The 6,608-nt window shown below is 55.2% G+C and carries 5 protein-coding genes; all 5 read right to left on the bottom strand.

From position 1 onward, the window contains the following. The coding region (pstA, locus tag DEO48_RS24515) for a phosphate ABC transporter permease PstA (RefSeq protein ID WP_109846534.1) at positions 1–668 on the bottom strand (668 nt) is incomplete at its 3' end. After that, positions 668–1,627, bottom strand: a complete 960-nt coding sequence (pstC, locus tag DEO48_RS24510) for a phosphate ABC transporter permease PstC (protein WP_023309793.1) — start codon at positions 1,625–1,627, stop codon at positions 668–670. The genes pstC and pstA, both read right to left, overlap by 1 nt. Before the next feature lie 128 nt (positions 1,628–1,755). Next, complete coding sequence (pstS, locus tag DEO48_RS24505; protein ID WP_008500186.1) at positions 1,756–2,796, bottom strand: phosphate ABC transporter substrate-binding protein PstS; 1,041 nt, start codon at positions 2,794–2,796, stop codon at positions 1,756–1,758. Between the two features lie 321 nt (positions 2,797–3,117). Next, complete coding sequence (gene glmS / locus DEO48_RS24500; RefSeq protein ID WP_023309792.1) at positions 3,118–4,947, bottom strand: glutamine--fructose-6-phosphate transaminase (isomerizing); 1,830 nt, start codon at positions 4,945–4,947, stop codon at positions 3,118–3,120. Between the two features lie 223 nt (positions 4,948–5,170). Further along, a complete protein-coding gene (gene glmU / locus DEO48_RS24495) occupies positions 5,171–6,541 on the bottom strand; it encodes a bifunctional UDP-N-acetylglucosamine diphosphorylase/glucosamine-1-phosphate N-acetyltransferase GlmU (protein WP_109846533.1) in 1,371 nt (456 codons plus the stop codon). Positions 6,542–6,608 lie beyond the last annotated feature (67 nt).

Raw genomic sequence — 6,608 nt, 5'->3', positions numbered from 1 at the left:
CCCGCGATACGCGCAACCGCCAGCAGGATACCGGTCATGATCCCGGAGACGGACGCCTTCAGCGTAATCGCAGAGATCATCTTCCATTTCGGCGTACCCAGCGCATAAGCCGCTTCGCGCAGGCTGTCCGGCACCAGTTTCAGCATGTTCTCGGTGGTTCGAATAACAATCGGCACCTGCAGCAGCGCCAGGGCAATCACGCCCGCCCAGCCGGAGAAGTGTTCCATCTGCGCCACCACCACGGTGTAAACAAACAGACCCACGACGATAGAAGGTGCAGACAGCAGAATGTCGTTGATGAAGCGAATGACTTCGGCCAGCCAGGATTTACGACCGTATTCTGCCAGGTAGATGCCCGCCATGATGCCCAGCGGGGTGCCGAAGACCGTCGCCCAGAGGATCAGCAGGCCGCTGCCCGCCAGGGCATTCGCCAGGCCACCACCCGCCGTGTTCGGCGGCGGCGTCATTTCGGTGAACAGCGACAGTGACATCCCGTCAATCCCGCGAACGACCGTCGAGAAGAGGATCCAGACCAGCCAGAACAGGCCGAATGCCATCGTCGCCATAGAGAGCGACAGGGCAATACGGTTTTTCATGCGGCGTCTGGCCTGCATTTTGCGGCGGGATTCCGCCAGTTCAGCGGTAGCTTGCATTTCGAGAGTGGCCATTAGCGTGCCCCCTCATTTTTAGCGAGGCGCATAATCATCAGCTTGGAAATCGCCAGAACAATGAAGGTGATAACGAACAGAATCAGACCCAGCTCCATCAGCGCCGCCACGTGCAGCCCCGATTCCGCTTCCGCAAATTCATTCGCCAGCGCCGAGGTAATACTGTTACCCGGCATGTAGAGCGACGCGCTGTCGAGCTGGTAGGTGTTACCGATGATAAAGGTGACCGCCATGGTTTCACCCAGCGCACGACCTAAACCCAGCATCACGCCCCCGATCACCCCATTTTTGGTGAACGGAAGGACAATGCGCCAGATAACTTCCCAGGTGGTGCAGCCGATGCCGTAGGCCGACTCTTTCATCATCACCGGCGTTTGTTCGAAGACATCGCGCATGACCGCCGCAATGTAAGGAATAATCATGATGGCGAGGATCACACCTGCCGCCAGAATGCCAATACCGAAAGCCGGGCCAGAGAACAGGGCCCCCACAAACGGAATAGCGGAAAGCACGTTACCGACCGGTTCCTGGAAATACGTTGCGAACAGCGGAGCAAAGATGAACAGACCCCACATGCCGTAAACGATACTTGGAATAGCCGCCAGCAGTTCGATGGCAATACCCAGCGGGCGTCGCAGCCAGCCCGGCGCCAGCTCCGTCAGGAACAGGGCAATACCAAAGCTCACCGGAACCGCAATCAGCAGGGCGATGAACGAGGTCACCAGCGTGCCGTAAATCGGCACCAGGGCACCGTAGATGTCGTTCGGCGCGTCCCACTCTTTGGTCCACAGGAAGGAAAAACCGAATTTCTGGATGCTCGGCCATGAGGAGAAAATCAGAGACACGATAATGCCGCCCAGCAGCAATAGCACAATCAGCGCAGCCAGTTTGACCAGCGCGCTGAAAATCATGTCACCTTTTTTACCCGGAGGGTTAAATGCAGGCTTGGTTGCAGCCATAAATTACTCTTCTGTTTGAGACGTTTTTACGAATATGCCCGGTGGCGCTAACGCTTACCGGGCCTACAGCTTAAACCGTAGGGCGGGTAAGCGCAGCGCCACCCGCCATCTTCGTTAAATATATCCTGTTAGTACAGCGCTTTACCGCTGCTGTCTTTCACGTTGGTTTTCCATGCAGCACGAATCTGCTCAACCACGTTGTCCGGCAGGGTAGCGTAATCCAGGGCGTTAGCCTGTTTGCCGCCGTTTTTGTACGCCCAGTCGAAGAACTTCAGCACTTCGGCGCCCTGCTCAGGTTTCTTCTGCTCTTTGTGAACCAGAATGAAGGTGGTAGAGGTGATTGGCCACGCACCTTCGCCTTTCTGGTTAGTCAGATCCTGCGCGAAGGATTTGCTCCAGTCAGCGCCTTTCGCGGCGTTAGCAAAGTTCTCTTCGGTTGGGCTAACCGGTTTGCCGTCGGCTGAAACCAGTTTGGTGTAGGACAGGTTGTTCTGCTTCGCGTACGCATACTCTACGTAGCCGATGGAGCCAGGCAGACGCTGTACGAACGCGGCGATACCGTCGTTACCTTTACCGCCCAGACCGGTTGGCCAGTTAACGGTAGAGCCGGAGCCGACTTTAGATTTCCACTCTTCGTTCACTTTTGCCAGGTAGCTGGTGAACACGAAAGAGGTACCGGAACCATCCGCGCGGCGAACCACGGCGATGTTCTGAGAAGGCAGCTTCAGGCCTGGGTTGAGTTTAGCGATCGCTTCGTCATCCCATTTTTTGATTTTGCCCAGGTAGATGTCACCCAGCGTTTTGCCGTCCAGCACCAGCTCACCCGACTTCACGCCCGGCAGGTTGATGGCCAGGACCACGCCACCGATCACGGTAGGGAACTGGAACAGGCCTTCCTGAGCCAGTTTGTCATCAGACAGCGGAGCGTCTGATGCGCCGAAATCAACAGTGTTCGCGGTAATTTGTTTAACGCCACCGGAGGAGCCGATACCCTGATAGTTAACCTTGTTACCGGTTTCTTTCTGGTAGGTATCTGCCCATTTGGCATACACCGGCGCAGGGAAGGTTGCACCAGCGCCAGTCAGGCTTGCTTCTGCAAATACAGAGAACGCGCTCAGAGATAAGGTCGCGGCGACAACAGTTGCGACAGTGGTACGCATAACTTTCATAATGTCTCCTGCAAGATTTTCGTAAATCGTTGTTTAGTGGCTACGATGAGCAAAATAGGACAAACAGGTGACAGATAAATGTACGAATTATGACAGTTTTATGACAACGTTAATTTCACTTAAAAATAAGCAAAAGAAAGCTTAATTTTCATCTTGTTAGCCACTTTTATGACAAGGCGTTTTCAGAAATATTTTCTTTATGTGACACTGAAAAAAGTAGCTGAAGATGACAAATTGTCATTATTAAAAACGAGAAAGGATTGATGAAAAACAAACCGGGCGGGATAAAAAAGCTCCACCCGAAGGTGGAGCCTGAAGGGATTATTCTACGGTAACCGATTTCGCCAGGTTACGCGGCTGGTCAACGTCGGTGCCTTTGATCAGGGCAACGTGATAGGCCAGCAGCTGCAGCGGAACGGTGTAGAAGATTGGTGCGATAACCTCTTCCACATGCGGCATCTCGATTATGTGCATGTTGTCGTTACTGACAAAACCGGCATCTTTGTCGGCGAAGACGTACAGAACACCGCCGCGGGCGCGCACTTCTTCGATGTTAGACTTCAGTTTTTCCAGCAGTTCGTTGTTTGGTGCCACAACGATGACCGGCATATCCGCGTCAATCAGCGCCAGCGGGCCGTGCTTCAGCTCGCCTGCCGCATAGGCTTCAGCGTGAATGTAGGAGATCTCTTTCAGCTTCAGCGCGCCTTCCAGCGCAATCGGATACTGATCGCCACGACCCAGGAACAGGGCGTGATGTTTGTCGGAGAAATCTTCCGCCAGAGCTTCTATGCGTTTGTCCTGAGACAGCATCTGCTCAATACGGCTCGGCAGCGCCTGCAGGCCGTGAACGATGTCGTGCTCAACGGACGCATCTTCACCTTTCAGACGCGCCAGCTTCGCCACCAGCATCAGCAGAACGGTCAGCTGAGTGGTAAACGCTTTGGTAGAGGCCACACCGATTTCGGTGCCCGCTTTGGTCATCAGCGCCAGATCGGACTCACGCACCAGCGATGAGCCAGGAACGTTACAGATAGCCAGAGAGCCCAGGTAACCCAGCTCTTTAGACAGACGCAGCGCTGCCAGGGTATCCGCCGTTTCGCCAGACTGGGAAAGGGTGATCATCAGGCTGTTACGACGCACCGCGGATTTGCGATAGCGGAATTCAGACGCGATTTCCACATCGCACGGCACGCCAGCCAGGGATTCAAACCAGTAGCGAGAGACCATACCGGAGTTGTAAGACGTGCCGCAGGCCACGATCTGAATGTGCTCAACCTTGCCGAGCAGTTCGTTCGCGTTTGCGCCCAGCTCGCTCAGATCCACTTCACCGTGGCTGATGCGCCCGGTCAGGGTGTTTTTGATGGCGTTTGGCTGCTCGTAAATCTCTTTCTGCATGTAGTGACGGTAAGCGCCTTTGTCGCCCGCGTCGTACTGCAGATTCGATTCGATCTCCTGACGTTTCACCTGCTCGCCTTTGGTATCGAAGACGGTCACGCTGCGACGGGTCACTTCCGCGATATCCCCCTCTTCGAGGAAGATAAAGCGACGGGTAACCGGCAGGAGCGCCAGCTGGTCAGAAGCGATGAAGTTTTCACCCATGCCCAGACCGATAACCATCGGGCTACCGGAACGCGCGGCCAGCAATGTGGACGGATCGCGGGAATCCATGATCACCGTACCGTACGCACCGCGCAGCTGAGGGATAGCACGCAGCACCGCATCACGCAGCGTGCCGCCCTGCTCCAGCTCCCAGTGCACCAGGTGAGCAATCACTTCGGTGTCAGTTTCAGAGACGAAGGTGTAGCCGCGCGCTTTCAGTTCTTCGCGCAGCGGTTCGTGGTTTTCGATAATGCCGTTGTGCACGACCACGATGTGTTCAGACACATGCGGGTGCGCGTTACCTTCAGACGGTTCGCCGTGCGTCGCCCAGCGGGTGTGAGCAATACCGGTCCCACCGTGCAGCGGATGTTCTTCCGCGGCCTGGGCCAGCATCTGCACTTTACCGAGACGACGCAGACGGGTCATATGACCTTCTGCATCGACGACAGCCAGACCGGCTGAGTCGTAACCACGGTATTCCAGACGACGTAAACCTTCGAGAAGGATTTCAGCAATATCACGCTGCGCAACTGCGCCAACAATTCCACACATAATTTTAGATTCCGAATTTAGGCATTATGCCTGCGTTGTCGCTGACCTGTATTTACCCTTTCCGGGCGCCCCGAGCCTTGTAGAGAGTGGGGTTATTTTTATGGGTACTGCTTATGGGGGGAAATATATATTTATCTCCTCTCCCGGGTTTGCCTGATGACGGCTACGCCTATCAGGCCTACTCAATCGTAGGGCGGGTAGCGTAGCGCCACCCGCCTTGTTGTTACTTTTTCTTCTCCGGGCGTTTCCAGCCCTGCTTGCTGACCTGCGGAACGCGGCTTAACACCAGCTCGTTCTCGGCCACATCGCGCGTAACGGTTGTTCCCGCGGCAATGGTCACCCCGTTACCCACGGTAACAGGCGCCACCAGCTGCGTATCGGAGCCAACAAACACGTCGTCACCGATGATGGTTTTAAACTTATTCGCGCCGTCATAGTTACAGGTAATAGTCCCTGCACCAATATTCACGTTATTGCCAATTTCCGCGTCGCCCAGATAGGTCAGATGACCGGCTTTCGAGCCTTTACCCAGACGCGCTTTTTTCATTTCCACGAAGTTACCCACGTGAGCGCCTTCCAGCAGCTCAGCGCCCGGGCGCAGACGCGCAAACGGGCCGATGGTACAGGCCGCATCCAGACGAGCATCTTCCACCACGCTGTACGGGCTGATTTCGCAGTCGTCGCCGATGACGCTGTTTTTAATCACGCAGCCGGCGCCAATTTTGACGCGATTGCCCAGCGTGACGTGACCTTCGAGGATAACGTTCGTATCAATTTCAACGTCACGCCCGTGAGATAACGAACCACGCAGATCGAAACGCGCCGGATCGCGCAGCATCACGCCCGCAAGCAGCAGTTTTTCGGCCTGCTCGGACTGATAAATACGCTCAAGACGGGAAAGCTGCAGGCGGTTGTTCACGCCGTCCGTTTCGCTGATGCGCGCCGGATGAACGGCGGCAATATCACGCCCTTCGTGGTACGCCATCGCAATGATGTCGGTGATGTAGTATTCACCCTGCGCGTTGTTATTGTCGAGTCTGGACAGCCAGCGCTTCATATCCGCGCCGTTGGCAATCAGAATACCGGTGTTGATCTCCTGAATCTGGCGCTGTTCGTCGCTGGCATCTTTATGCTCAACAATACCTGTGACGTTGCCGTTTTCACGGGTGATGCGGCCATAACCGCTTGGATCGTCCAGCACGACGGTCAACAAACCGATGCCGCCCTGCGGTTTGGCTTCACGCAGGCGAGTCAGGGTTTCAACGGAGATCAGCGGGACATCGCCGTAAAGCATTAAAATATCTTCGTCATCCGCAAAGAAAGGCGCAGCCTGCTGCATCGCATGGCCTGTGCCCAGCTGTTCGGCCTGAAGCACCCAGTTGAGCTTGTCATCGCTCAGCGTCTTTTTAAGCAGATCGCCGCCGTGGCCGTAGACCAGGTGGACCTGACTGGCACCCAGCTCGTTCGCTGCATCAATGACATGCTGCACCATTGGCTTTCCTGCAAGCGTGTGGAGCACCTTAGGCAGATCGGAATACATGCGGGTCCCTTTGCCAGCGGCAAGAATCACCACGCTCATCGCACTGTTTGACATACGCATCCTGACGGTAGTTTGAGTGTGAAGTAAAAACGTTTGAAGCTTAAAATTCTACATCTTTTTC

Source organism: Enterobacter sp. CGMCC 5087, assembly GCF_003144775.1.
Taxonomy (GTDB): domain Bacteria; phylum Pseudomonadota; class Gammaproteobacteria; order Enterobacterales; family Enterobacteriaceae; genus Enterobacter; species Enterobacter cloacae_M.
Note: the sequence above shows the minus strand (reverse complement) of the source record. Positions and strands in the feature narration are given on the sequence as shown.

Excerpts from the sequence above, each read along its gene's own strand:
- pstC (WP_023309793.1), bottom strand. The coding sequence starts at position 1,627 with ATGGCTGCAACCAAGCCTGCATTTAACCCTCCGGGTAAAAAAGGTGAC.
- pstS (WP_008500186.1), bottom strand. The coding sequence starts at position 2,796 with ATGAAAGTTATGCGTACCACTGTCGCAACTGTTGTCGCCGCGACCTTA.
- glmS (WP_023309792.1), bottom strand. The coding sequence starts at position 4,947 with ATGTGTGGAATTGTTGGCGCAGTTGCGCAGCGTGATATTGCTGAAATC.
- glmU (WP_109846533.1), bottom strand. The coding sequence starts at position 6,541 with ATGTCAAACAGTGCGATGAGCGTGGTGATTCTTGCCGCTGGCAAAGGG.